General features: G+C 67.4%; 19 protein-coding genes, 1 tRNA gene and 1 pseudogene. 16 read left to right on the top strand and 5 right to left on the bottom strand.

Annotation, left to right across the window (positions count from 1 at the left end; all coding sequences use genetic code 11):
• Window positions 1-215: 215 nt before the first annotated feature.
• Window positions 216-2,162, top strand: coding sequence for a S9 family peptidase (locus ACFYYN_RS03375; protein WP_500544506.1), 1,947 nt, complete (start codon window positions 216-218; stop codon window positions 2,160-2,162).
• Window positions 2,163-2,175: 13 nt separating this feature from the next.
• Here ACFYYN_RS03375 and ACFYYN_RS03370 read toward each other — a convergent pair whose 3' ends face one another.
• Window positions 2,176-2,826 (bottom strand): cysteine hydrolase family protein, encoded by a 651-nt coding sequence (locus ACFYYN_RS03370; protein WP_500325399.1) that lies wholly within the window; start codon window positions 2,824-2,826, stop codon window positions 2,176-2,178.
• A 444-nt stretch (window positions 2,827-3,270) separates the two neighbouring features.
• Here ACFYYN_RS03370 and ACFYYN_RS03365 point away from each other — a divergent pair, with 444 nt between their 5' ends.
• The 3 genes from ACFYYN_RS03365 to ACFYYN_RS03355 all read left to right on the top strand — a co-directional run bounded on the left by ACFYYN_RS03365 (window position 3,271) and on the right by ACFYYN_RS03355 (window position 7,510).
• Entirely contained in the window at window positions 3,271-4,473 is a 1,203-nt protein-coding gene (locus ACFYYN_RS03365) for a DUF6777 domain-containing protein (protein WP_500544505.1), read from the top strand.
• A 248-nt stretch (window positions 4,474-4,721) separates the two neighbouring features.
• The gene (locus ACFYYN_RS03360) at window positions 4,722-6,752 is read left to right on the top strand and encodes a TPM domain-containing protein (protein ID WP_500544843.1); all 2,031 of its coding nucleotides are present in this window, start codon (window positions 4,722-4,724) and stop codon (window positions 6,750-6,752) included.
• 44 nt (window positions 6,753-6,796) lie between these two features.
• The gene (locus ACFYYN_RS03355) at window positions 6,797-7,510 is read left to right on the top strand and encodes a PspA/IM30 family protein (protein WP_500544504.1); all 714 of its coding nucleotides are present in this window, start codon (window positions 6,797-6,799) and stop codon (window positions 7,508-7,510) included.
• 139 nt (window positions 7,511-7,649) lie between these two features.
• Here the strand turns inward: ACFYYN_RS03355 and ACFYYN_RS03350 are convergent.
• Window positions 7,650-7,728, bottom strand: a tRNA-Arg gene (locus ACFYYN_RS03350).
• Between the two features lie 457 nt (window positions 7,729-8,185).
• Between ACFYYN_RS03350 and ACFYYN_RS03345 the strand changes: the two genes are divergently transcribed.
• The 8 genes from ACFYYN_RS03345 (at window position 8,186) to ACFYYN_RS03310 (ending at window position 20,577) form a co-directional block, all read left to right on the top strand.
• Window positions 8,186-8,491, top strand: coding sequence for a transposase (locus ACFYYN_RS03345; protein ID WP_500544503.1), 306 nt, complete (start codon window positions 8,186-8,188; stop codon window positions 8,489-8,491).
• Between the two features lie 32 nt (window positions 8,492-8,523).
• Entirely contained in the window at window positions 8,524-10,140 is a 1,617-nt protein-coding gene (locus tag ACFYYN_RS03340; RefSeq protein WP_500544502.1) for a hypothetical protein, read from the top strand.
• 309 nt (window positions 10,141-10,449) lie between these two features.
• Entirely contained in the window at window positions 10,450-11,997 is a 1,548-nt protein-coding gene (locus ACFYYN_RS03335) for a type I restriction-modification system subunit M (protein WP_500544501.1), read from the top strand.
• Window positions 11,994-13,532 (top strand): type I restriction-modification system subunit M, encoded by a 1,539-nt coding sequence (locus ACFYYN_RS03330; protein ID WP_500544500.1) that lies wholly within the window; start codon window positions 11,994-11,996, stop codon window positions 13,530-13,532. Before ACFYYN_RS03335 ends, ACFYYN_RS03330 begins: the two co-directional genes overlap by 4 nt.
• Window positions 13,529-14,746, top strand: coding sequence for a restriction endonuclease subunit S (locus ACFYYN_RS03325; protein WP_500544499.1), 1,218 nt, complete (start codon window positions 13,529-13,531; stop codon window positions 14,744-14,746). Before ACFYYN_RS03330 ends, ACFYYN_RS03325 begins: the two co-directional genes overlap by 4 nt.
• Window positions 14,747-14,789: 43 nt before the next feature.
• Window positions 14,790-17,741 carry a type I restriction endonuclease subunit R gene (locus ACFYYN_RS03320; RefSeq protein ID WP_500544498.1) on the top strand — a complete coding sequence of 984 codons (2,952 nt, stop codon included), beginning with the start codon at window positions 14,790-14,792 and terminating at the stop codon, window positions 17,739-17,741.
• Between the two features lie 122 nt (window positions 17,742-17,863).
• Complete coding sequence (locus ACFYYN_RS03315) at window positions 17,864-19,102, top strand: DUF262 domain-containing protein (protein ID WP_500544497.1); 1,239 nt, start codon at window positions 17,864-17,866, stop codon at window positions 19,100-19,102.
• Complete coding sequence (locus ACFYYN_RS03310) at window positions 19,099-20,577, top strand: AAA family ATPase (protein WP_500544496.1); 1,479 nt, start codon at window positions 19,099-19,101, stop codon at window positions 20,575-20,577. Before ACFYYN_RS03315 ends, ACFYYN_RS03310 begins: the two co-directional genes overlap by 4 nt.
• Before the next feature lie 659 nt (window positions 20,578-21,236).
• Here ACFYYN_RS03310 and ACFYYN_RS03305 read toward each other — a convergent pair.
• Window positions 21,237-21,560, bottom strand: coding sequence for a DUF6233 domain-containing protein (locus ACFYYN_RS03305; RefSeq protein WP_500544495.1), 324 nt, complete (start codon window positions 21,558-21,560; stop codon window positions 21,237-21,239).
• Between the two features lie 53 nt (window positions 21,561-21,613).
• Window positions 21,614-21,856, bottom strand: coding sequence for a GntR family transcriptional regulator (locus ACFYYN_RS03300; protein WP_500544494.1), 243 nt, complete (start codon window positions 21,854-21,856; stop codon window positions 21,614-21,616).
• 163 nt (window positions 21,857-22,019) lie between these two features.
• On the opposite strand from ACFYYN_RS03300, the gene ACFYYN_RS03295 reads away from it, so the two are divergent.
• Window positions 22,020-22,217, top strand: coding sequence for a hypothetical protein (locus ACFYYN_RS03295; RefSeq protein WP_500544493.1), 198 nt, complete (start codon window positions 22,020-22,022; stop codon window positions 22,215-22,217).
• A 717-nt stretch (window positions 22,218-22,934) separates the two neighbouring features.
• A complete protein-coding gene (locus ACFYYN_RS03290) occupies window positions 22,935-23,729 on the top strand; it encodes an NUDIX domain-containing protein (protein WP_500544492.1) in 795 nt (264 codons plus the stop codon).
• On the opposite strand, the gene ACFYYN_RS03285 is transcribed toward ACFYYN_RS03290, so the two are convergent.
• On the bottom strand, window positions 23,713-24,891 hold the full coding sequence (locus tag ACFYYN_RS03285; RefSeq protein WP_500544491.1) for a helix-turn-helix transcriptional regulator: 1,179 nt from the start codon (window positions 24,889-24,891) through the stop codon (window positions 23,713-23,715). The genes ACFYYN_RS03290 and ACFYYN_RS03285 overlap by 17 nt on opposite strands.
• Window positions 24,892-25,183: 292 nt before the next feature.
• Here ACFYYN_RS03285 and ACFYYN_RS03280 point away from each other — a divergent pair, with 292 nt between their 5' ends.
• Together ACFYYN_RS03280 and ACFYYN_RS03275 are read left to right on the top strand one after the other, a co-directional pair.
• Complete coding sequence (locus ACFYYN_RS03280; RefSeq protein ID WP_500544490.1) at window positions 25,184-25,534, top strand: SCO3933 family regulatory protein; 351 nt, start codon at window positions 25,184-25,186, stop codon at window positions 25,532-25,534.
• 3 nt (window positions 25,535-25,537) lie between these two features.
• A pseudogene (locus tag ACFYYN_RS03275) lies at window positions 25,538-25,907 on the top strand (hypothetical protein); the annotation flags it as partial.

The following is a 25,907-nucleotide window of genomic DNA, read 5'->3' as shown; positions in this document are numbered from 1 at the left end:
CTCCGGCGCGATCACCCGCGTGCGCACGCACCCGGGGAGCAGGTCACCCCCAGCCGCGGGCAGGGCGCCGGGGCAGCCGTTCGCCAGGCGGTTCGGCCTCGCCGGCGCGACAGCTCCATGATCCTTCGGCCTATCCAGGGGTCGCGGGCTACGGCAGGATGTGCGCGGTTCCCAGAAGGAAGGCGTAGACCCAAGTGGACGCTACGGAGGGCACATTGACGGTACAGAGCGACATCGTGGCACGGACGGTCCTGGACAGCGTCATACCGATGTTCCCGGCCCTCTCCCCGGACGGCCGCACGGTCGTCCACACGGCGCGGCCCCTCGCCATCGCGGACCGCCTGGCCAGTGCCCTGTGGGCGGTGCCCGCCGACGGCGGCGCCCCGGCGCGGCAGCTGACCGACGGCACGAGCTGGATCGGCGCCCCGCGCTGGACCCCGGACTCGGCGGCGGTCCTCTTCGTCACCGCCGGGCAACTGCACCGCGTACGCCTCGCCGCCGACGGCGGACCCGACGGCCCCGCCGAGGCCCTCACCGCCTGGCCCGGCGGCATCGCGAACCACCTGCCGCTCGCCGACGGCCGCACCGTCGCCCTGATCGCCGCCGACGAACCCGACGAGGCCGAGGACGACGACGTGATGGTGTGGACCGAGCGGACGGGCCCCGAGCCCTCCGCCCGCCTGCGCCTCCTCGACCTCGACAGCGGCGCCGTCCGCACCGTCGACACCCTCGGCGACCGGCACGTCGTAGAGGTGGCCGAGCGCCCCGACGGCGGCATGCTGGCCGTGCTCACCTGGGAGTGCGCGGAGGAGGACCCCGGCTCGCTCACCGCGGAGCTCCACTTCGTCGACACCGCCACCTTCACCGTCCACGACCTCGGCCCCGCCGGGCACGCGGCGCAGCGCCCCGTCTGGTGGCGGGCCGAGGACGGCTGGCACCTCGCCCACCTGGCCACCACCCCGCCCGGCCTGGTCGGCTCCCCGGCCGTCCTGGACCGCGCGATCCCGGCCGACCCGGAGCAGCGGCCCCGGCCGGAGGCCCGCGACCTGACCGCCGGCATGACCGTCTGCCCCACCGAACTCCTCCAGGTCGCCGACGGCCCGCCCCTGGCCGTCTTCGCCGACGGCCTGGACACCGCGCTGTTCCGGCTGGACCCCGGCGAGCGGCGCTTCCGCCGCCTGCACACCCGCCCGGGCATCGTCCACGCGCTCACCGCGAGCCGTACGGGCGGGACGGTCGCCGTGCTCGCGGGCACCGCGTACGAGCCCAAGGACGTCCACGCAGGACCGCCCGACGGCCCGCTCACCCGGATCAGCGACACCCGCCCCGAGATCCGCGACATCCCCTGGGGCAGCCAGGAACGCCTCTCCTACAAGGCCTCCGACGGGCTCGCCCTCGACGGCCTGCTCCTCCTGCCGCCCGGCCGCACCCGCGAGGACGGCCCCTTCCCGCTGATCACCCTCGCGCACGGCGGCCCGTACGGGCGCTACTGCGACTCATGGCAGTTCCACATCGACCTGCCCCCGGGCCAGCTCCTCGCCACCGCCGGCTACGCCGTCTTCCTCCCCAACCCCCGCGGCGGCGAGGGCCACGGCCACGCCTTCGCCGCCACCGCGACGGACGGCGCCGTCGGCGGCGCCGAGTGGACCGACATCACCGAGGGCATCGACCTCCTCGTCGCCCAGGGCGTCGCCGACCCCGACCGCCTCGGCATCGGCGGCTGGAGCCACGGCGGCTACCTGGCCGCGTGGGCCGTCACGCAGACCGACCGCTTCAAGGCCGCGATCGTGGGCGCCGGCATCAGCGACTGGGGCATGCTGGCCGCGACCGGCGAGCAGGGGGCCGTCCGCGAGTCGGCGGGCAGCGGCAGCATCGGCTGGGAGGGCCCAGGGCCCCACGCCCACGACCGCGTCAGCCCCGTCTCGTACGCCTCCCGCGTCCGCACCCCGGTCCTGATCCTCCACGGCGAGGACGACACCAATGTGCCGGTCAGCCAGGGCCACTTCCTCCACCGCGCCCTGCGCCACCACGGCGTCCCCCACGAGTTCGTCGTCTACCCCGGCGAAGGCCACATGATCGGTGGACGCGGCCACCTGCTGGACCTGCTGCGCCGCAGCGTGGCCTGGTACGACCGCTGGCTCACCGCCCCGCGGCAGCCCTGACCCGCACCCGTCGCTACCGCCCTGCCCCGTACTCCTCGGGGCAGGGCGGCAGCACGTCGAGGAACTCCTCCGTGGTGAGGATGGCGTGCGCGTAGACCGGCGCGTTCACCTCGAAGGTCGCCTCCATCTCCGCCGGGCTGAAGGCGGCGATCGCGTCCCGCACCAGGGTGACGTGGTAGCCCAGTTCCTGGCCGAAGCGCGCCGTGGTGTCGACGCAGGTGTTGGCCCGCATCCCGATGAGCACGATGCGTGACAGCCGGTGCTGCTTCAGCTGGAAGTCCAGGTCCGTGTTGGCGAAGCCGCTCGACGACCAGTGCTCGTGCACCTGGATCTCGCCGTCGACGGGCTGGAAGTCGTGGTGGAACTCGCCGCCCCAGGAGCCCTGGGCGAAGACCTGCCCCTTGACGGTCGCCTCCTGGGCGGGGGAGAGGTGCTCCCACTCCTGGTAGTCCCCGGGGGCGGTGCGGCGGTGCGCGACGAAGAACGTCCGGATACCGCGGGCCCGGGTGGCGGCGAGCACCTCACGCATGTGGTCGAGCAGCCCCACCTGCTCGGCCACCGCCTTCGCGCGGGGCCACAGTTTCCCGCCGTCGGACAGGAAGTCGTTGTACGGGTCGATCAGCAAGAGACCGGTGTTCGCGCTGGTGTATCCCACTGCTTCCATGTACCGATTCTCGTCCCCGACCCGCACGGCCACCTGCGCAGCAGGTCACGCCACGGAAGCCGGCGCGGCGGCAACAGCTTCACGGATGCCCCGCTGCCGCCTTTCCGGAAGGGTGCACATAATGGAATCGGAGGGCGCACGGGAATCGACCTCAATTCCCGCTGCCCCACGTCTGGGGAGAGTGCCGTGAGTTCCATACCTCCTCCGCCCGAACGCCCCACCGGCCCTCCGTCCGGACCGCTGTCCGGCCGGCCGTCGGGTGAGCACCCACCGGTGACACCGGGCCCCCCGCCCCCACCGGCGGTGCCACCCCCCGGCCCGCCGCCACCAGGACCACCGGGCCCACCGGGTCCACCGGGCGGAGAACCCGGCCGCCACCGCGGACCCCCCGCCCCGTGGTGGCGGGCCCGCCGGACCCTCGTCACCGCGGGCACCGCGATGGTCGTGGCGGTCGCGGTGATCTTCGCCTTCTCGTTCCTGGGCGGCACCAAGGGCGGCGGCGAGATCTTCCTCCAGAACGCCTCCGCGGCCGGCCCGGACCCCTTCACCCCGTCCACGGCGGGCGAATCGGGCACCGCGGTCACCCCCACCATCACCCCCAACGAGTCCTCGGCCCCGGGCGGCACCCTCAAGGTCAGCGGTGCCCACCCGGGGCTTTACAGCGGCAAGCAGAACGAGGCCGCCTGCGACGTCGAGAAGCAGATCACGTACCTCACCAAGGACCCGGCCCGCACCGCGGCCTTCGCCGACACCCTGAAGGTCGAGCCGCAGGACCTCCCCTCCCACCTGCGCGCGCTGACGCCCGTTCAGCTCAACTGGGACACCCGCGTCACCAGCCACGGCTTCAAGGACGGCAAAGCCACCGACTACCAGGCGATCCTCCAGGCCGGCACCCCCGTCATGGTCGACGACCACGGCGTGCCGGTGGTCCGCTGCACCTGCGGCAACCCGCTGAGTTCGCCCGACGCCGTCAACGGCACGCCGACGTACAGCGGCCGCCAGTGGGACACCTTCCGCGCGGCCGGCCTGGTGGCGGTCGTCCCGTCCGACAAGCCGATGAAGACGCTCACGCTCTACGACCAGGACAGCAAGCGCTGGTTCGAGCGCCCCAGCGGCAAGGTCGAAGGCAAGAAGGACCACAAGGTCGAACCCCCCAAGGGCCAGCCGTCCGGCTCCCCGGTGCCGGTCCTGCCGTCGCCGTCCACGGGCTCGCAGCTGGAACCGCCGGGGAAGACGGCGCCGCCGCCGAGCGAGGAGAAGAAGCAGGAGGAGCCCAAGTCGCCGGGCACGGACGAGCAGTCGCCGGAGAAGGACAAGGAGGAGTCTCCGAAGGAGGAGTCCCCGAAGAGCGAGGAGCAGAAGAAGGAGGAAGGGGAATCCCCGAAGAAGGAAGAATCCCCGAAGAGCGAGGAGCAGTCGCCGAAGGAGGAACCGAAGTCCCCGGAGTCCCCGGGCACGCAGGAGCAACCCAAGCCCCCGGACACTCCCGGCACCCCGGAACAGCCTCAGAAGCCCCCCTCCCAGCCCCAGCAGTCCGAACAGCCCGAACAGCCCCCGGCCCCGCCCAAGTCCTCCGGCGGAGGTGGCGGCACGGGCGACCAACCGCAGCAACCCACCCAGCCCAAGTCCCCCGTCAAACCCAGCTGAGGCACCGCACGGGTCACTGGCTCGCGGAAGCAGTGACGTGAACTCCGTGATGCCCCTCGTATGGCGATGTCCGACGGTCAAGCCCCCACAAGCGGACGTCCCAGCCCGGGGCGTTCTCGGTCGCGGAGGGCCAGAAGGGGTAATACGCTCACAAAGTGAGGCCGTACCGGAGCCGGGAACCGTCGCACGGAGGCGTTCGCACCTCGCACACCCTGCGTACCGCGTACGCCGTGATCAGCGCGCTGGCAATGCTGTGCTGGCTGGTTCTGCCCGCCGCAGTTGCCCGCGCCGACGATCCGATCGTGCTGTCGCGGACCGGCCAGATCACGGACAGGGTGGACGCGCTCGGCGACCGGCAGGGCGCCGTCGGGACGGCACTGAGGAACCTCGACGACGTGCACCGCGTCCAGCTCTACGTCGCCTACGTACGTGACTTCTCCGGCCGCTCGGCCCAGAACTGGGCCGACGCGACCGCCGAGCGCAACGGCCTCGGCCTGAACGACGTACTGCTGGCCGTCGCCACGCACGACCGGCAGTACGCGTACTCCGTGGACCAGGACTCGCAGCTGACCGACGCCCAGTTGCAAGACGTCGCGCAGACCGCGGTCGAACCGGCGCTGCGGCAGAACGACTGGGCAGGGGCGGCCATCGGCGCGGCGGACGGCATCGGCGCGGTCCTCGCGGGCATGCCCGTGCCCACCCCGGCGATCACCCCGGGCGAGGCCGACCCCGGTGGCGCCGGCAGCGACAGGGGCGCGGGTGATCTCGTTCTGCCGGTCGCGGTGATCGCAGCCGCGCTCGCCTTCGCCTGGTACGTGTACGCCCGGCGCAAGAAGCGCTCCGGGCCCCGTACCACCCAGGGCTGGGGATCCCCCGGCCCGAGCGGAAAGCAGGCCGTCCCCCTGCCCGAACTCGACCAGCGGGCCAGGGAGCTGCTCGTCGAGACGGACGACGCGGTGCGCACCAGCACCGAGGAACTCGGCTTCGCCACCGCCCAGTTCGGCGAAGAGGCGGCCGCGCCCTACAGCGAGGCGCTCGGGTACGCGCAGTCACAGCTCACGGCGGCCTTTCGGCTGCGGCAGCAGCTCGACGACGCGATGCCTGAGGACGACGCGGCCAAGCGCCGCATGCTGGACGAGATCATCGCGCGGTGCACCGAGGCCAACCGCCGGCTCGACGCGGAGGCGGAGGGCTTCGACCGGCTGCGCGCGCTGGAGCAGAACGCGCCCCAGGCGCTGGAGCACGCCGAGGCGGAGCTGCGGGACATCACCGGCCGCACCGACACCGCGCAGGCCACGCTCACCGCGCTCGGCACGCGGTACGCACCCACCGCGGTCCAGCCCGTCACGGGCCACGTCGAGCAGGCCAGGGACCGGCTCGTGTTCGCCGCGACCCAGCTCGGCCAGGCCCGGGAGGCCATCGTGGCGGACGCGGGCGGCACGGCCGCGGTGCATCTGCGGGCCGCCGAGGGCGCCATCGACCAGGCGGGCACGTTCGTGGACGCCGTCGGCCGCCTGGCCAAGGAGCTCGCGGAGGCGGCGGGCAAGCTGCCCGGCGCGCTGACGGAGACCGGGACCGACCTCGCGGAGGCGCGGGGCATGCTCGCCGGCACGCCCGAGGGCATCCCCACAGCCGACCTGCACGGCCGGATCGCCCGCGCCGAATCGGTCGTCGGCGAGGTGCGGACGCGGATCGCCGCGGGACCGTACGACCCGATCGACGTGCTGCGCCGCGTGGAGGAGGCCGACGCGGCCCTCGAGGAGGCCCTCACGGGAGCGCGCGAACACGAGGCCGGCAACCAGAGGGCCCGCTCCCTGCTCGACCAGGCCCTGCTCACCGCCCGCAGCGCCGTGGGCGCCGCTTCGGACTTCATCACGACCCACCGTGCGGCGGTGGGCAGCGAGGCCAGGACGCGCCTCGCCGAGGCACAGCGGCACCTCGAACTGGCGCTGGACTCCGCAGCCGGGGCGCCCACCGATCCCGCTGCCGCGCTCGCCGAGGCCCAGCGGGCGGATGCGCTGGCCCGCGCGGCGCAGCAGCAGGCCGAGCAGGACGTGCGCATGTACGGCAGTCCGTACGGCGGCGCCATGGGCGGCCGCCGCGGGGGCGGCGGCATGGGCGGCGCGGTGCTCGGCGGCATCCTGCTCGGGGAGATCTTCGGCGGTATGGGCCGTGGGGCCGGCGGGGGCGTGTTCGGCGGCGGGATCGGTGGGGGCGGCCCCGGCAGCTTCGGCGGCGGAGGGACGCGGGGGCGGAGGGGCGGTGGCGGCAGGTTCTGAGCCAAGGCGTACGCAGACGGCAACCCAAGGAAGGGGTCGGTCCCATGACCAAGCAGACGATCTTCGGCCGCGTCGCACAGCTGGCGAAGGCGAACATCAATGCCCTGCTGGACCAGGCGGAAGACCCGCAGAAGATGCTCGACCAGCTGATCCGCGACTACAGCAACAACATCGACGAGGCCAAGCAGGCGGTCGCCACCACCATCGGCAATCTGCGCCTCCTGGAGCAGGACCACCAGGAGGACGTGGAGGCGGGCACCGAGTGGGGCACCAAGGCGCTTGCTGCCAGCCGAAAGGCGGACGAGCTGCGGGCCGCCGGTTCCGGAGCCGAGGCCGACGCGTTCGACCGCCTCGCCAAGGTGGCCCTGCAGCGCCAGCTCCAGGCCGGGCGCGAGGCGAAGGACGCCGAGCCCACGATCGCCATGCAGCGGGAGGTCGTCGACAAACTGAAGTCCGGCCTCGCCCAGATGGAGGTCAAGCTGACGGAGCTCCACTCCAAGCGCGACCAGTTGGTGGCCCGCGCCAAGACCGCCCAGGCCCAGAGCCAGATGCTGGACGCCGCCGAGAACATCAACGTGCTCGATCCCACCTCCGAGTTGAGCCGCTTCGAGGAGATAGTCCGCCGCGAGGAGGCAAGGGCGCTCGGCCAGCAGGAACTCGCCGACTCCTCACTGGACGCCCAGTTCGAGCGCCTCGACACCATGGGCGACGCGGCAGAGATCGAGGCCCGCCTGGCCGCCCTCAAAGCCCACGCCTGACCGCAGGCCACCACCTCCCTGACCAGCAGCTCCGCCATGGGCACCCGCAGATGCCGGCAGCGGTCGCCCCGGCGCTGCGGTGGCTTGCCAGCCGTTCCGAACACGACGCCCGCCGGCTAGGCGGGCCTCCGCGCAAGCCCGAACCCCGGCAGGATTCGAACCTGCGCACACGGCTCCGGAGGCCGTTTGAGTCTCCGAGAAAGCCGCTGCTCAGACCCTTATGGATTTACGACGGCCTGCGGTCCGTCCACGGATAGTCCACGCTGTCTGTGTCCATCACTGCGCATGCAGATCTCCGAGCCCTGCCACGGCGGGGAGCGTCGTAGCGAACCCATGTTCCTTGGCGACCTGTTCAAGCTCGGCGGTCCACGGCTTGCCGGTGAGAACCGTGGCGGCGCTCGATGCCTGGCCCATCTTCGAGGACGAGCCGACTTCTCGATGACGCCGCCGACCATCCGCACCGGGTCCCCACGCGACCACACTCCCTCGTCTGCGTCCAAGGCCGCTGCCGCCGCTGCTTATCTGTCGCCGCCCTGGCCTGCTACAAAGCTGGCGAACCTCCCCGGCTAATTACCGGCCCTGTCCCGATGCCCAGACCGACGGACGCAAGAGCTTCTCCTGGCAGGATTACCGAGACCTCATTCAGCCGCCCGCCAGCAGCTCGGCGGTCCGATCGTGCTGGTCTGGAATAACTTCCACCTGACGGCCGGGATGCGCCGCTACGTCAACGACCGCGACCGGCTCACCGTCTTCCAGTTGCCGCCCTACGCGCCCGACCTCAACCCCGTCGAAGGCCTCTGGTCCGTGCTGCGGCGCACCACCACAGCCAACCGAGCCTTCGTCGACTCCGACGACCTGATCACGGCCGTCCGACGCGGCCTACGCCGACTCCAGTACCCGACACGACGTCCTCCACGGCTGCCTCACCGGCATCGGCTTACCCAAGCCATCATGACGACATCACGCCTCGATAGTCAGTAGGATTCCAGTCTTGTCGATCAAGGGGGCGCCCTGTGGACCGCATCGAACGGCCCGAACTCCTGCCGGACTGCGACGTTCCGGCTCGGCATCGGGAACCCGACGATTTCGTGGAAACCTGCCTTGTTCGCCTTGCGGACGAGACCCTTGCCGACAGCTGGCGCACTAACAGCCTCAACGCCTGCGAGATCAGAGGCGGCGCCGCGCATGCCGCAGCCGGGTTCGTGGTACAGGCTCCGGGCCCTTGGCACCAAGACCTGCAGCGCATTCTCCGCGCGTCGGGGGCCAATGTCGATCGCCCTCGATACACACAGGGCCAGTACACACTTGGCCTCTGTTACGTAGCTGGCACCAGGAAACTGCCACGGGGCCTACGGCATCGTGCAGCTGACAGATTGGTTTCCCGCTTCCGTGACGATTTGGGCTACGCGGAAGCTCGGCACCTGCTGCCCAAGAACGAATGGGATTGGCTGGCGGATGCGGTACGGGAAGGATGGGCAGTGTGGACGGCGCAGCTGTTCGCGGACGACGAAACGGCCCCGCTGAAGACGCGCATGAGAGTGGGAATGGCTCTTGCCGAGTACGAGCACCCGACCGGGTACGTGCCCGAAGTCGTGACGAAACTCATCGTGCATCAGGGTGCCGCGAGCGCCGACCGCCTCGCTGTCGCGATAGCCGTGGCGCATCGCGACCCCAAGGCGGGCGTGGGTCCGCTGTGCAGCATCGCATCGGATCCCTTGGTGCAAGCCGGGCACCGGGCACAAGCCATCGAAATGCTGGAGCAGACCGACTTGACCAAGGCCCAGGAGATGCGGGCACTCCAGACCCGCCTCCCCTCGAGCCGAGAAGCTCGTGAGCAGCAGCGTGAAGCAGTCGAATGCACGAAGCGCGATGAAGTGGCCCGACGGGAACGGGAGACCCCTGAGGCCGTCACTGGGCGGCTTGACGCCAAGATCGAAAAGATACTGGACAGCTTGCGCATTCGTGACGCGGATGATGGCCTCGGTGGTCGTCTTGACGATCACCTTGCCGAGACCGACTCGCAAGGCGTGGCTCGGGACATCGTCGACATTTTTGACGCGGTCTGGGATGAGGACATCGACGCCTCCATTCGTCTCTTGGCGGTCCTGACCCGTATCCGGTACGGAGACGGGGTCGAAGCGGCCCTGGACGAGTCCGTGTCCGATGATCCGGACGCTGGCGTCATTCTACGGCTTACTCAAGAAGGACTAGAGGCATACGCGAAGGAGCAAGCAGAGCGCTCGTGGACGATCTGGAGGGAAGTCGTCGAAGAGCACGGCTGGGATGACGACGATCGGATCGGCGAAGTGGAGCGTAAGGACGAAGAGATCACCTGGGAAGTCCGCGACCTGATCCTTCGGAAGGCCAGCGATCACCTTCGAGCCCTCGAACACCACTTGACGTGGAAGACCTGGCCGGCCCTCCTGGACGCTGCAAAAGAGAGAAAGTTCGCAGCTGCCTTGGGACACCTAACTACGGCCCGACTCCTTGCTGAGGAAGCCGAGAGTGCGGAGGTCTTGTGGAAGGATGCGATAGCGAGGAGCTATTACTTCGATCCGCTGTCGATGCCTTGGTCGCGCGATTTCTGGCTGGTGCTGGAGGAGTGGCGGCACGGCGCGACCGGACGGTGAACGGTGGGTGACAGCACCCGTACCGCTGCTATTCCAGTTGGGAGGAGCAGGCGGTGACTGCAAGAGCTCAGTCAGCGACCGTTCCATGTCGAGCTAAGCGCCCGCGCAGGCGATTCAGCGCGGCCATGAGCACCGCAGTGGCCGCGCCTTGCCGCCGCTGTCCCCCTGTCGCGGCCGACTCAAGCACCGATCTTGACTGCTCTGCGACTGCTGATGGCTTCGGGATACCCTGGCGGGCGGTCCGAGAGGCAGGAACCAACCGCTACGCTTCGGACATCGCCTACCCTACTTGCAGAACGGAGTCTTGCTGTGGCCCAGCAGGAAGCGTCTGAGCAGCTAAAACTGCTGCCAGATGCGGCCGGGGGGCTCACGCTCAGTGAGCTGGAGTCGCATTTGCTCGGCGCTGCCCATATTCTGCGGGGGCTGGTCGACCAGGCAGATTTCAAGAGCTACATCTTCCCGCTGCTGTTCTATAAGCGTCTGTGCGATGTCTATAGCGAGGAATTCGACGACGCTCTCGCGCATTCCGACGGGGACCGTGATTTCGCGACCAAGGCGGATCAGCACCGTTTCGTCATCCCGGAGGGCCATCGCTGGGCCGATGTCGTAGCGGCGCCTGATGAGAAGCTCGGCCGTGCACTCATTGACGCGCTTCGCGCAATTGAGAAGGCCAACCCGGATACCCTCGACGGAATCTTCGGTGACACACCGTGGACAAACCGTGACCGGATTCCTCCCCAGGTGCTGCGAGCGCTCCTCAACCATTTCTCGGCACGTTTTCTTGGCGATGCGCAGGCTGATGCGGATCTTCTTGGCCAGGCGTACGAGTACCTGATCAAGAAGTTTGCGGATCTGTCCAACAAGAAGGCCGGCGAGTTCTACACGCCTCGCGCCGTGGTCGAGCTGTTGGTGAACATCCTCGCCCCCAAGCCGGGCGAGACGGTGTACGACCCGGCATGTGGTACCGGTGGGATGCTGATCGAGGTCGCCCACCACTTCGCTCGCAAGGGAGTGGCTCCCCAACTGCTGTGGAGCAAGGTCTTCGGCCAGGAGAAGAACCTCACGACCTCGGGCATCGCCCGCATGAACCTCATCCTGCACGGGATCGAAGATTTCCGGGTGGAGCGCGGAGACACCTTGCGCGAGCCCCGGTTCTTCGCTCCGGAGGGGGGTCTGCGGACTTTTGACTGCGTGATCGCGAACCCTCCGTTCTCGCTGGAGGCGTGGGGCGAGAAGGGGTGGGCCAGAGATCCGTACGGACGCGGTGAGGCCGGCGTTCCGCCGCGCAGCACGGCTGACTGGGCCTGGGTCCAGCACATGCTCGCCTCGATGCGACCCGGCACCGGCAGGGCGGTTGTTGTGCTGCCGCAGGGCATCCTCTTCCGGGACGGCACCGAAGCCCGTATCCGCAGGAAGGTCATCGAGTCGGACGCGATCGAGGCCGTCATTGGACTGGGGGAGCGCCTCTTTTATGGCGCGCCGCTGGCCGCCTGTGTCCTCGTACTGCGCGCGAAGAAGCCGAAGGACCAACGGGGGAAGATTCTCTTCATCGACGCTTCCGACCAGCTGCGCAAGGCGAGTAAACAGAACGTGCTGGAAGCCGAACACACCTCCCGCATCCTGGGCTGGTACCGCGCCTTCGCGGACATCAAGGAACGCAGCCGCTTGATCGACTTCTCGGAGATCGAGAGGAACGACGGCAACCTCAACATCCCGCTCTACGTCGGAAAGGACCGCGCGGCCGAACTGCCCCCGTTGAGTGAAGCCGTCGCTGCCTTGGAAAGCGCCCTGACGGACGCCGCGGCGGCCGAGAACGAACTGCGTGACCAGCTCAAGGAATGGGGGCTCCTCGGATGAGCGACGCCAGGATCGCGGCGGACCTGCTGCCCGGTACAAATGTGACGGTGCAGCATTTGGACCAGCGGGAGCTGGAGAACTACCTGTGGGGAGCCGCGGTCCGGCTGCGGGGACTCATCGACGCGGGTGACTATAAGCAGTTCATCTTCCCGTTGCTCTTCTTCAAGCGGATCTGTGATGTGCACGATGAGGAGCGCGAGCAGGCCCTTGCCACCTATCACGGGGACGCGGAGCTGGTGGTGAAGGAGGAGAACTACCAGTTTCAGATCCCCGAGGGTCACCACTGGGCAGATGTAAGGGAGACCCGTTCTGGGCTCGGCTCGGCGCTCACCCAGGCCATGAAGGCAATCGAGAAGGTCAACTCGGACCAACTCTGGGGAGTCTTCGGGGATGCGCAGTGGACGAACACCGAACGGCTCTCGGACGCCACTCTTCGTGACCTGCTGGAACACTTCTCGACCCAGGTGCTCTCCCTGTCCCGGGTCCCGGAGGATGAACTCGGCCGTGGGTATGAGTATCTGATCAAGAAGTTCGCGGACGACTCCGGGCACACGGCTCAGGAGTTCTACACGAACCGGACGCTGGTCCGGCTCATGACCCGGATGCTCGAACCACAGACTGGGGAAACGGTTTACGACCCCACGTGCGGCACAGGTGGCATGCTGGTCACTGCGGCGGCCGAGTTGAAGCGCCAGGGGAAGGACCACCGCCAGCTCACGCTGTATGGGCAGGAGTTCAACGTGATGACCTCCTCGATCGCCCGCATGAACCTCTACCTGCACGGCATTGAGAACTTCCGCATCGAGCGCGGGGACACTCTCGCCGAACCACTGTTCTTCGAAGGTGACCGCCTGCAACGCTTCGACGTGGTGCTCGCCAACCCCCCGTACTCGATCAAGCAGTGGAACCGCCCGCTCTTCGCCAGGGACCCCTATCAGCGCAACATCTGGGGCGTACCGCCCCAGGGAAGAGCTGACTACGCGTTCTTCCAGCACATCGCCGCCTCGCTGGACCCCGAGACGGGCCGGTGCGCCATCCTCTTCCCCCACGGCGTGCTCTCCCGGGAGGACGAGCGGGCCATGCGGGAGAAACTGATCGAGTCCGATCTCCTGGAGTGTGTGCTGGGGCTCGGGCCAGGGCTCTTCTACAACTCGCCGATGGAGGCGTGCGTGGTGGTGCTGCGCACCCGGAAGCGGCCGGAGCGGGAGGGGAAGGTCCTCTTCATTGATGCGGCGCACCTGTTCGAGCGGGTGCAAGGTCAGTCGTTCCTGAGTGAGGAGCACATCGCGGAGATTCTGGCCGCGTATCGCGAGTGCCAGAACATTGACGGCTTTTCGCGGGACATGGATCTGGACACGCTTCTCAGCAGAGGGGCCGACCTAGCGATAAACCGCATCATCGGCACGCCCCCGTCAGACAGTACGAGTGACGAACAGGTGCCCCTGCGGCAGGCACTCGCGGAGTGGGACGTGCGCACCACCAACACGGCTCGTCACGTGACCGGGATGATCGCGCAGTTGAAGGGAGGAGAGTGAACGTGCAGCAAGAGGCTTGGCCCACCGTGCGTTTCGGATCGCTGGTTCGACAGGTGAAGGACTCGACGGATCCCGTGGCAGACGGGCTCGAGCGGTTCGTGGCCGGAGAGCACATGGACTCCCGGCAGCTGCACATCACCCGTTGGGGAGACGTGAAGGGGAGCTCCCTCGGACCTGCGTTCCACCGCAGGTTCCGCCCCGGTCAGGTGCTCTATGGATCGCGACGGACTTATCTGCGCAAGGTCTCCTACGCGGAGTTCGAGGGGGTCTGCGCGAACACCACGTTCGTGGTGGAAAGCGCGGAGCCGGGTGAGCTTCTCCCGGAGATGTTGCCCTTTTTGATGATGGCGGATTCCTTTCACCGTCATTCGGAGTACTGGTCACGCGGGTCAGTCAACCCCTACGTGAACTGGCCCGACATCGCCAAGTACGAGTTCCCTCTCCCGCCGCCAGCCGAGCAACGGCGGATCGCTGACCTTCTGTGGTCGTTCGAGCACACCGCGCGGGCGAAGGCCACCGCGCTGGAGGCTGCGCGGCAGGCAGAGCTCGTGGCGTTGGCGGAGCTCTATGACGAACCGGGGTGGCCTGTGCAGCGAGTGGGTGAGGCGGGGGAAGTGCGGCTGGGGCTTATGCGATCGCCCAAAGTGCACGCAGGTGCAGACATGCGCCCTTACCTCCGTGTCGCGAACGTGGGGGACGACGAGCTGTTTCTGGACGACGTGCAGGAGATGAACTTTGATGCTGCTGCCTTCGCCAAGTATGCGCTGCGGCCGAAGGACGTGCTGCTCAACGAAGGGCAGAGCTTGGAATACGTAGGCCGGGCGGCGATGTATCGGGGGGAGATCGAGGACTGCTGTTTCCAGAAGACGTTGCTGCGCTTCCGCGCGGGCGATGAGGTGTTGCCGGAATTCGCCCTTGGCTGGTTCCGCCGCTGTCAGCGCCTGGGGGCATTTGCCCGTGTAGCCAAGCGCACCACATCCATGGCTCACCTCCCCGCCGGCCTCCTTGCGGCCCAGCCGATCCCCGTCCCCCCTCTCTCCATCCAACGACGTGTGGTCGAGCGGCTCGAAGCCGCCCGCGAACTGCGCACCAACCTCGCCGAGGACTTGACACAGACGCGTAATCTGATGCAACGCACCTTGAACGTGTTGTTGCGAGGCCCAGGCGCGGCTGCGGACGCTACGACGGGTGCGCGAGTCGACTGCAGCGCGTGAGACGCAGAGTGAGGGACAACTGAGGGTGAGCGAGGGGCGGGGGATGTTCAGCGAGAAGGACACGGTTCAGGCATTTGTCACCGACCGGCTCACCGCCCTGCCGGAGCTCGCGTGGGTCCGGCAGGGGACCCAGCCGGACCGGGCTGAGCAGGATGTCCTTGTCGAGTCCGAGTTGCGTGACGCCCTGGTCCGTCTCAACCCGACCATCTCAACCGATCCCGAGCTTGCTGACGAGGTGCTCTACCGGCTCACTGCGCTGATCCGGTCGGCACGTGGTGAGGGCGTGGTCAAGGCCAATGAGGACTTTCGCTCCTGGCTGCTCGGCGAGAAGTCGATGCCCTTCGGGCCAGACCACGAGTATGTCTCGATCCATCTGGTCGACTTCGATGACCCCACCCGCAACCGCTACCACCTCAGCACAGAGGTTGTCTTCTGCCGCGGTGCCACCCGACGCCGTTTCGATCATGTGCTGTGGGTCAACGGGATTCCCCTGGTCGTGGGTGAGGCAAAGTCCGCCACACGTGCCGGCATAACCTGGGCTGATGGGGTGCTCCAACTCGACGGTTACCAGGACGACGTACCGGAGTTCTTTGTCCCCAACGCTCTGTGTTTCGCCATCGACGGACGCGATCTGCGCTACGGCAGCCTCCGGCTACCCCTTCACCTGTGGAGCCCGTGGTGGTCCCCGGGGCTGCGGAAGCAGTATCCCGAACCTGGCCCCGACTACCTTCGTCAGGCCGTCGACGGTCTACTCAGTCCGTCGACGCTTCTGGACATCATCCGGAACTTCACCGTCTACAGCACTGACGACCGTCACCGGAAGATCAAGAACATCTGCCGCTATCAGCAATACGAGGCCGGCAGGCGGATGGCCGACCGTGCCGCCGCCGCGGCGCACGACCCGGACGCGCCCCGGCAGGGACTCGTGTGGCACTTCCAGGGTTCTGGCAAGTCTCTGCTGATGGTATTCACAGCTCAGGCGCTGCGCACCGATCCGCGTACTGGTGCGCCTACGGTGCTGATAGTGGTGGACCGGCTGGACCTTGATACCCAGATCACTTCCACCTTCGGCGCCTCGGACATCCCGAACGTGGTCACGGCGGGCTCCGGTGACAACCTCGGGGAGATGCTCGCGACGGGGCAGCGGAAGATCATTGTCACCACGGTCCACAAATTCAAGAGTCTGGACCGCGTCCTGTCCGCCCGCCGTGACATCGTCTGCCTCGTCGATGAGGCGCATCGCACCCAGGACCGGGATCTGGGGCAGCGAATGCACGAGGCCCTGCCCAACGCGGTCTTCTACGGTCTGACCGGCACCCCAATCAACCGAACCGACGTCAACACCTTCAAGACGTTCGGTTACGAGAAGGACGAGGGCCGCTACCTCTCGCGGTACACCCAGGCCGATTCGCTGCGTGACGGGACGACGCTTCCGCTGCATTTCGAGCCGCGTGACGCGCGCTTCCAGATCGACGGAGATGTCATTGACGCTGAGTTCAAGAAGCTGGCCGAGCATCTGTCCCCGCGTGAGAAAGCCGCCGTGGCCAATCGGGCTGCTCGTATGGGACTGTTGATCAAGTCTGATGAGCGGATTCGCATGGTGTGCGAGGACATCGCGCGTCACTTCCGAGAGAAGGTAGAACCCGAGGGCTTCAAGGCCCAGGTCGTCGTCTTCGACCAGGAAGCGTGCGTCCGTTACAAGAGGGATCTGGACGCGCTGCTGGGAGAAGAGACCAGCGAGGTCGTGATGTCCACCCAGGGGCAGCCTCAGGAGATCCAAGAGCGCTTCGGGCGGGGCAAGGAGGAGGAGGCGGCGCTGCTGGATCGCTTCCGTGACCCGGAAGATCCGCTGAAGATCCTCATCGTGACGGCGAAACTCCTCACTGGTTTCGACGCTCCGATCGCCCAGACGATGTACCTGGATAAGGTCATGCGTGACCACACGTTGCTCCAGGCTGTCTGCCGCGTGAACCGTCCGTACCGGCAGCCGGGCAGCGATCAGGCGAAGTCACACGGTTTGATCGTGGACTACCTTGGGGTCTTTGCGCGCCTCGGGCAGGCAATGCGCTTCGACGAGCGGGCTGTCGAGCGTGCGGTTACCAGTATCAACGAGCTGTGGGATCAGTTCCCTGGCGCCCTTCGCAAGTGCCTGGACTTTTTCCCCGGGGTCGACCGTTTCGAGGACGGTTACGAGGCCCTTTTTGCGGCTCAGGACAAGCTGCGCGACGACGGCACAAGACAGGCTTTCGCAGGGGCGTTCGCCCGATTGTCCCGGCTCTGGGAGGCGCTGGCCCCGGACGAGCGGTTGAGCGAGCACATCATCGACTACCGCTGGCTTGCGAAGGTGCACAACTCCGTACGGCCCAGCAACGCCACGAGCCCGCTGCTGTGGCGGGTGCTCGGCCCTAAAACCCGTGAGCTGGTCAACGCTCACATCCACGCGGACGTGCCGCCCGAACGGCTCGAGACGCTCATCATCGACGCCAAGATGGCTGAGTACCTGCAGCGAGTCCCCGATCGGGGGATCCGTCACCTTGAGCCCCGGCTTCAGGAACGGCTCGGCCGTCGTCGCGGTGAACCGCGCTTCGACTCCCTGGCACAGAAGTTGGAGCGACTGCGTCAGCAGTACGAGGTGGGACAGCTGGTGAGTCGGGAGTATCTCTACCAACTGCTGGACCTGGCGGAACAGACCGCGCGGGCAGAGGCCCAGGCCGAGGCTGATGAGAAGCAGCAGGATCCGAGGGAACAGGGCAAGTACGCTCTCACCCGGCTGTTCGAATTGTCCCGTCGGGAGGGCACACCTGTGGCGGTGGCGAAGCTCGTTGAGGAGATCGACAGCATCGTCAACGCGGTGCGGTTCCCGGGGTGGCAGCACACCGCGGGCGGTGAGCGCGAGGTGAAGAAGGCGCTGCGCCGCACACTGGTCCGCTACCAGCTGCAACGGGACGAAGAGCTGTTCCAGAAGGCGTACGACTACATCCGGCAATACTACTGAGGCGGGCCTCGGACCATGACCCACCGGATGTCAGTGCTCGGCCATATCGTGCCATCAGGCATGGAATTCACCCGAGCCTTCCAGGCCGGCACCCAGCCCAGACGCGAGAGGAGGCGGCCGTCATGACCCCAGCTCACGACCTGCGCGCGTCGGCGACCCGACCCATCGTCGTAAGCGTGCGCGAGGCGCTCGCCCAGCTCCGCGACGGAAGTCTGCGTCAGCGCTCGGAGCTGTCCAGTAGCGCAGAGTGGTCGGACCATCGCAAGCATGTGCTCCTTGACTCAGTGCTGCGCGGCTGGCCCATCGGCACTCTACTCGTCGCGCGTGAAGCAGGCGGATCACGAGTCCTGCTCGACGGTCAGCGACGCTTGGCGGCGCTGGAGGAATTCGTGCGCGGCGACCTGTTGGTCGACGGCCGGCTCACCCCTCCGGCTCGTGCCTTGAGGGAATCCGACGGAAAGACATACGACGCTCTGCCGCAGGGGCTGCGCGCTGCGATCGACGACTACCCATTGGTGCTCCTGGAGCTCGACGAATTGCCACCCACCGAGTTGCGTACCGCCGTGCTGCGGCTCAACTCTGAAGCCGGACTGACCGAAGCAGGACGCAAACTCGTCGAATCGGGTTCGTTCGGCGAGCAGGTCCGGGTCCTCGTGGCTTCGGCGGCCGACTGGGGCCTGGCGGAAGAGCGCATCGGCTTCGGGAACGTTGGCCTGGCCTACGAGGACGTGATCAGCAGAGTGCTGGTCGCCGTAGAAGCAGGCAGCATCCAAGCTGCGGCAGTCGGTAGCGAACAACTGAACCACCGACTGCGCTCCGGTGACGCGGTGGCTGACCAGACCCGAGACGAGGTGGCTGATGCGCTCAAGGGACTGTTGTCACTGCCCGCGCTTGACATGCCTGCCGTTCGGTTCACCAAACCGACACTGCTGAGCTGGATGCTGGTGGTGGTCCGGGCCCGGCGTGCATTCGGCCCTGGCGCCGAATATCACCTCGGGTTCCTCCTCGAATGGCTGGAGCCGGAACGTCGGAGGCGAGCTGCCGAGCTTGGGCCTGGAGCGACTCCACCACTCAGGACCGCCTTCCGTGAATTGCCGTACGATGCCTTGCTAGAGCGGTTCAACGAAGTGGCCGCAGTAGGCGCACACACACCCGAGTCGACGGTGCTGCGGGATGCCATCGGCTGGCTGTTCCTCGTGGCGACAGGCGGCGCCCCGTCGCGCCGGACTCCCCCCGTGCCGGACGTACTGCGCATGTACGCGGCGCTGACCGGCGCAGATGATGCACCGTTCACCGAAGACGGAATCGATCAAGTGCTGTGGGAAGACGGGGCACTGAAGTCCTGGGGGGAGTGGAGTTGAGCCGGGACGCAGAGGATGACGAGGTCCTCCGTCGGGTCCAGATCAATAATCACTACCGTAAACTGGCGAGTGGCCAGGTGCGTTCACCGCTGCGTAGGGTCGAGATCGATGGGCATGCGCACCTCGGCTCGCTTACTGCCGAGATGGCGCCGGGCATCACTCTCCTGTGCGGAGTGAGTGGCGCGGGCAAGACGCAGTTCCTACGAACGCTCGCACGCCATCTGCAGCAACAGGCCCCGCCGGACGGTGTGCCGCACCCCGCTGCCGTACGACTGACGGGCCAGTCACGGCACCAGAAGAGCGACCGCAACGTACAGGCGGCGGGCGACGTGGAACTCGCCGACGCCGAAGCTCCGTGTGTGTACATCGACACCGCACGAGAGTGCTTCGATGTACTGACCCAAGTGAGCCGACTTCCGGCACACGAGCTCGAAAGCGAGCGCGCCACGGCCGAGAAGGCTCCCCGCAGCGCCTGGTTCGACCATGCACTGGGCACCATCATGGGACGTCCTTACGACCTGGTCACCCACCAGGAGCTGGACCGCCGCTCCCCTGCTTCCGGCGAGCCACCCACCTGGTTCTACTACGAGCTCGGCCGCCACGGCGACACGTACGGGCCCGAACAGATGAGCCTGGGGGAGCTCGCTTCCTGCGTCATCCTGCGTGCTCTGCGTGGGGTGGGGCGGGGCAGCATCGTACTGCTCGACGAGCCCGAGAACTTTCTCTCGCCCCGCGCTCGCGAACGGCTACTCGACATCATTGTCGCTCGTGCGGTCAAAATGGAGCTGTCAGTCGTCCTCGCGTCGCACTCCCCGGAGTTCGCTTACCGCCTGCCCAGCACTTCTCTCCGCACACTCGAGCGCGGCGTGGGCGCCGTGGCTCAGGCAACCATCTCCGCCGGTGTTATTCCTGCTCAAGTCAGCCGGAAGCTGGGCATGGCCCCGCGGACCGAGGCAGTGTTGCTGGTCGAGGACCGCTTCGCTCGGCTGATGCTGGAGGAACTGCTCCGCTGCCACCTGCCGGAGCTGGCCCCGCATCTGTGCGTGCAGGATCTGCGCGGCGCCGACACTGTCGCAGCCGTCGCCCGTGTCCTCGGACCGACCAGACCGGCTGCGGCATTTCTCGGCGTACTGGACGGAGACACACGCTCTGAACCGGGTCGTCAGGGAGAGTGGCTGGAGTATCTGCCGGGCCATCATGATCCCGAGGAAGTCGTCATGCAGTTACTCCAGACACGCACAGGAGCGGCGGCCAAGGACCTCGGCGTTGCAGAGGACACCCTGAAATATGCCCTAGAGGAAGCACAGGTCTGCAACGTCCATGACCAACCTGCCATGGTGAGTGAACATACAGGCGTGGACGAGCTGCGGCTGATCTCCTTCGCAGTGCGTAGAATCCGCTCTGTGCCGAGCTTCCGCAAGGACACGGACCGGCTCATGGAACGCGTTCGCGCACTCGTAGCCCCTTCGCCCTGAGCCTGGCCAACGAGAGGCGGCGAAGGCCAGAAGCGAATCGTTCCTGCTTGTAACGACTGCCATCGTTACAGCTGGGTGCTACGTCCTCTGTGCCGGTCGCTGGGTCTAGCTAGACGACACGAGGACAGCGCAAGAGCAGGGTACGGCGGGTTCTGGTCTCGCGGCCAGGGCTCGCCGTGCTCAAAGACTAATGAACGCGCGGCTGCTCGCAAGGTTGGCGGAGCGGCTTTGGGCTGGAGCTGCTTTGGGGCGAGTGATCTTGGCCCCGTAAGCTTCCGGCGCGTCGGGCAGTCTGTGGACCTGCCCGGTAAAGCACGACGTTGGGGCCAAGATCTTGGAGGCTCGCCCCAAAGTGGCTGCGTAAAGCCGCGGAGCCGACCGCCCCAGCCGCGACGCACCCCTTCTCTGGCATCAGGCGGCTGATCGTCCTGAGCGCGGCACGGGCGTCGGCCGGGCTGGAGCGGGGCGGAGACAGGAGCGCAGGCCCGGCCGGCGGTCGGGCCGCGCGCGGTGAGCGGAGCGAGCCGCCTTGATGAAGTAGAGAAAGTTCTACCGCGCTGCTTGCTGCTGGGCTTGTCCTGTCTCGGTTGATGGTTGACAGCGTGGCTTCACCTGGTGATACCGCTGCTCCTCATGGGTAGCGGGAAGCTTTTGCGTGTTCAGGGCTTGGCCTTGGGCTGGCAGCGTGGGCAGGCGGTGACCTCGGGCATGCCGAGGGCGAGATCCAGCTCCTTCCGGCTGAGCCAGCCGCCGGCGGCCTGCGGGCAGTCCGCGCGGTGCACGATGCCGCGGCCCGCACCATCTACACCTGGGGTGTGCTGGAGACGCCAGCCGCCCGGGTCCCGGCCGATCCTCGGTTCATGCGCTGGGGCGGCCGCCTGCTGCTCGACCTTGCGGATCCTCGCGTCGACCGCCGCCAGCTGGCGCTCGAGGTACAGCCGGAGCATCTGCAGGCGCTCGGCATCCGGAGGCAACTCGTACATATATTCGACTGTACGGATGAGGGGCGCCCCGGGACCAGCAGACCGGACGGACGTCACCCGTTCGGGGAGGGTAGCTCCGTCACGAAGGTCCCCAAGCCTGGATACATCACGGCGAGGCCGTCGTCGCGCAACTGGCGCAGCACCTTCTGCCCGGTCGCCACGGCGATCCCGAACTCCTGCTGCAGCTCCATCAGCGACGGAAGTCGGCCGCCGGGCGGGTACGTGCCATCGGCGATGCGCTCCTCCATGAGTGCGTACACCTGTCGCCACCGGGGCTCGTTCGGCTGCCAATCCATGATCAGGAAACTAGGGGGACGGTGGCTACCTCGCGAGACATGGATACGTCGTATGCCTCATAGGGGTAGTAGACCTAGTAGACTGGCGCTAACCTCGGGGTACGAGATAGCCCCGCGGCCGCTAGCGACGGCCCGGGGCATGGCCGACCGGGAAGGGGTCGACATGGCTCACGGTACCGCCCAGAACAGCCCGCGCGTAGCCTCCCAACTCCACCGTCTTGAGGGCAGCGCACAGCGAGCCCACCGCCTGTACCTGGAACACCTGCAGGGCTGTGCCGACTGCGGGTTCGGGCAGACCCGATGCCCCGTCGCCACCGGCCTGTGGGGCGCGTACACCGAGGTCCGTGACGGCGAGCGATGATCGTCTCCGAAGGTCCCGCATCCGGCTCCTGTGCCCGTTGCCAGCAGCACACCGACAACGGCGTCACCCACGCTGTTGAGACTGGCTCCGCGTGGAGCGGCACGTTCATCCTGTGCCGCGATGTGAAGGCCTGCGCGAAGCGAGAGGGACCGACCCGACCGCGCAGGTACTCCCTATAGAGCTGCCGCCGGCTTCCGACGGCAAGCACTACAGGAAGCCGACCGCCTGAGCCCCCACCGGCACCCCTGCGGTGGGGGCTCTCCCATGGCCCGAGCCCGTCCGGCCGGGGTCCGGACCTCGTGGATAGGTCAACACGACCAGGCGGGCGGCCCCGCCGCGTAGGGGGGCCTACGCCCCCGCCCTTGGCACAGGCCGGGGAGCCGGGCGGATGTCCAGCTGCCTCGGTCCGAGCCGTCGAGTTGGTGCACAGACGTGCCAAGTGACAATGGCGTTGGGCTTGGTGGCGGTGACACAGCCCATCTGCTTGCAGCTGTGCTGCGGCATCTTGGTCATGTCGTCTCCCTTCGCACTCCGATGCTAGCCCTCTCCCCGGCTGCCACCTGGCATCCTCAACGCCTACACACAGCCGGAGGAGGGCTCAACTCGTCCAGCCTGGCGGAGTGTCCGGGAGGTCCATACGAACCTATTCGCGTGAGTAGGCGCGCGGCTACCCTGGAGCGAATCAGTATTGCGGGACGCAAGGAGTTGGCTCACCGGATGGGACCGAAGTCGGAGCGGGTCTACCGCACGATCCGCGAGTGGATCTCGACAGGGAAGTACCTGCCTGGCTCCAAGATCCCGTCTGAGCGGACCCTGGCCGAGGAGCTAAGTATCGGTCGGACGGTACTGCGTCAGGTGCTGGCGAAGCTTGTTGCCGAGGGCACCATTGAGGTGCATGGGCGTAGCTCCTACCGGGTGCCTGATCGTTCCGTGGCCACGCAAGCGCCGGCCGATACGGAGCCGTGGCAGATCCATGGGGAGCGGATGCTCTACGACAACCGCTGGGTGAAGCTCAGCCTTGTCGACGTCGAACCGCCCGGGGTCGAGCGCTTTGAACATCATGTCGTGAAGCTTCACCACGTGGCCATCGCCGCCGTCATCGACGACCAAGACCGCGTCCTGATGATGTGGCGCTACCGTTTCGTCCCCGACTCCTTCGGCTGGGAGCTCCCGGGCGGCATCGTCGACGAGGGCGAAGTTCCCCTGCAGACGGCACTGCGAGAGGTCGAGGAAGAGACCGGCTGGCGGCCGGACGCTCTTGAGCACGTGGTCACGTATCAACCAATGGTGGGCATGGTCGACTCACCACACGAGATCTTCGTGGGCCAGGGCGCCAAGCCCGTCGGAGAACCGACAGACTTGGAAGAGGCCGGACATATTGCGTGGGTGCCTCTCTCCGACATTCCGGGCCTCATGGCGCGCGGCGAGCTCATGGGCTCGGGCACGTTGGTGGCCCTGCTGCATGTCCTGTATTCGCGCGCTGCCGGCGCTTCCCCTACAACCGCTGCATGAGGTGTTCCACCCTGCGTCGCTGACGTACTGATCCCGTACGGCTCGCTATGAGACGGGCTTGGCGCAGATGGTCCTTGGCCTGGTCGTACTCCTCGCGGGCCATGTGTGCCTGTGCGAGATCGCACCGCAGTCCTGCTGACGCCCGTATGAAGGTGGGGTCCGAAGCGTCGAGTGCTGAGTAGAGGCTGTTCACCGCCTCGTCGTCGCCTATGAGGGCGAGCACGTTGCCGCGCCAGCGAGTGAGGTGCCCTTCATTCAGGAAGATGCTCAGCATGTCTGGGTCTCGCGCTTCATCCCCTGGAGGGAGGCACCGCATGGCTCGCTCCAGCGCGCGCTGGCAGTCCTTGGGCATGCCCGCTCGGGCGCAGATCTCGGCCTCCGCCGCGTACAACCAGGCCGCGAGGCGTGGCGACACGGCCTTGCCGCCGACTCGATGAGCATCGCGTATCAGCTGTACAGCCATGGGCGCGCGTCCCGCGTCGCAGAGCACGTAGGCCTGTTCCGCGGTCGCGTGTGCGAGGTACATCGGCTCTTCGGCCTCTTGGGCAGCTCGCTTACCTAACTCATAGTGGCGCCATGCGCGCTCGACAGCTCCGACATCGAGAGCCTGCCAAGCCGCCAAAGTCGCCGCCCCGGCCAATGCTCGGGCAACCGGACGCCGGGTTTCAGGAAGTACGGCGAAGGTGAGGGCGTCTTCGAGAGTCGCCAAGTGGGCGGTCATCTGGTCAACCAGGCTAGCGGCACCCATCTGCCGATCCATGGTCCGCAGCAGCTCCGTCTGATCCATGAACGTGTCGACCATGGTCAGGCTGATACTGCGAGCCGCATCGATCCGGCCTATGAGTTCGTCGTATCCGCCTACAGCCGCCGGCACCGCCGACGCCTGCCCGTCGCTGAACAATTCATCATCGGTGACGCCGAGGAGCGCGCGGAGAATCTTCGCATATCGAGCAGAGATGTGGCGTCTGCCGTTCTCCCACTCCGAGACGTACACGCGCAGGCTGGCCGTCGACGCGACGTCGAGCGCGTGCCGTCGCGCATAGCCCTCCACTTCCCGGACCAATCGCTCCTGCGACCACTCCCGCGCGTTCCTCGCTGCCTTGAGCCCGTTCGTCACGTCATGCCGCCCCGCTTGGCTTCTAGGTACACCCAACAGCAGCATGCCGGACAACGGCGCAGGTCGGCAGAGGTTACACGCGCCAGGTGTTAACCCCTGTTGGCTACCGAGGCGTTCACGAACGCAGTTCTCTAGAGCCGTCGCAGGCAGGCCAGTTGAAGATGTCCGGTCGCGACAACGCTTGACATCTGGTGCGCACCAGATGCAACCTACTGGTGCGCACCAGTTGGAGACTCGGTCTTCCGCAGCCAACCGCGGCCTTCTGCCAACTCGCGGAAGCGGCGCCCCACCGCCAAGCAAGTACGCCGCTTCCGCCCTCCATCAGAGGAGTTCCATCATGCGTCAGATCCCCGTTGACACCTCCGCCGCCACCGTGATGGTCGCCCAGGCGCCTCAGCCCAAGGTTCGTGACCGCCGTACCGGTGAGATCGCCACCGATGCCGAGACCGGCGCGACGATGATGACCGTGGACGTGATGTTTGCGGCGAACGGTGAGGTCGAGATCCTGTCGGTGTCCGTGCCGGAGCCGGGCATCTCCGGTGAGCTGGTGATGGGCACGCCGGTCGCGATCACGGGCCTGGTGGCCCGGCCGTGGGAGAACGAGTTCAACGGCCAGCGTCGCCACGGGATCAGCTTCCGAGCGGTCGCGGTCACCTCGCTCGCCGCCGGCACCGCGAAGGCGGCCTGAGCCATGACCCGCTTCGCGGTCGCGCTGCTGCTGGTCGTCGCCATCGCTCTGGTTCTGCGGTGGCGGCGTCCCGCCTGGTACTGGCTGACCTTCGGTGTCACCCTCGCGATCCTGCGGGTCCTCGTCCGGTACGCCACCGTCATGGAGGCGTGCGGGCTGACCGTGCCGCCGTCCCGCTGGCGCATGGCCCTCGCGCGAGCCGTCAACCGTCCCGCTCCCGGGCCGCGGGTCCCTCGCATCCTGCGGCTGCGCCCGACCCGTACCGGTCTGGTGGTGCGGTTACTGAGGTTTTCAGGTCGGGGTCGGTGTGGTGATGGTCAGGCTGGTTCCGGCAAGGCAGCCGTTGATGAGGCCGGGCCGGAGCTGGATGTGT

Source organism: Streptomyces sp. NPDC001902, assembly GCF_042891295.1.
Taxonomy (GTDB): domain Bacteria; phylum Actinomycetota; class Actinomycetes; order Streptomycetales; family Streptomycetaceae; genus Actinacidiphila.
This window is presented reverse-complemented; position numbering and strand designations above follow the sequence as displayed.

Coding starts and splice junctions, on each gene's coding strand:
- ACFYYN_RS03370 (WP_500325399.1), bottom strand. CDS start 2,826: ATGGAAGCAGTGGGATACACCAGCGCGAACACCGGTCTCTTGCTGATC.
- ACFYYN_RS03360 (WP_500544843.1), top strand. CDS start 4,722: ATGCTGTGCTGGCTGGTTCTGCCCGCCGCAGTTGCCCGCGCCGACGAT.
- ACFYYN_RS03355 (WP_500544504.1), top strand. CDS start 6,797: ATGACCAAGCAGACGATCTTCGGCCGCGTCGCACAGCTGGCGAAGGCG.
- ACFYYN_RS03330 (WP_500544500.1), top strand. CDS start 11,994: ATGAGCGACGCCAGGATCGCGGCGGACCTGCTGCCCGGTACAAATGTG.
- ACFYYN_RS03320 (WP_500544498.1), top strand. CDS start 14,790: ATGTTCAGCGAGAAGGACACGGTTCAGGCATTTGTCACCGACCGGCTC.
- ACFYYN_RS03315 (WP_500544497.1), top strand. CDS start 17,864: ATGACCCCAGCTCACGACCTGCGCGCGTCGGCGACCCGACCCATCGTC.
- ACFYYN_RS03305 (WP_500544495.1), bottom strand. CDS start 21,560: ATGTACGAGTTGCCTCCGGATGCCGAGCGCCTGCAGATGCTCCGGCTG.
- ACFYYN_RS03300 (WP_500544494.1), bottom strand. CDS start 21,856: ATGGATTGGCAGCCGAACGAGCCCCGGTGGCGACAGGTGTACGCACTC.
- ACFYYN_RS03295 (WP_500544493.1), top strand. CDS start 22,020: ATGGCTCACGGTACCGCCCAGAACAGCCCGCGCGTAGCCTCCCAACTC.
- ACFYYN_RS03290 (WP_500544492.1), top strand. CDS start 22,935: ATGGGACCGAAGTCGGAGCGGGTCTACCGCACGATCCGCGAGTGGATC.
- ACFYYN_RS03285 (WP_500544491.1), bottom strand. CDS start 24,891: ATGCTGCTGTTGGGTGTACCTAGAAGCCAAGCGGGGCGGCATGACGTG.
- ACFYYN_RS03280 (WP_500544490.1), top strand. CDS start 25,184: ATGCGTCAGATCCCCGTTGACACCTCCGCCGCCACCGTGATGGTCGCC.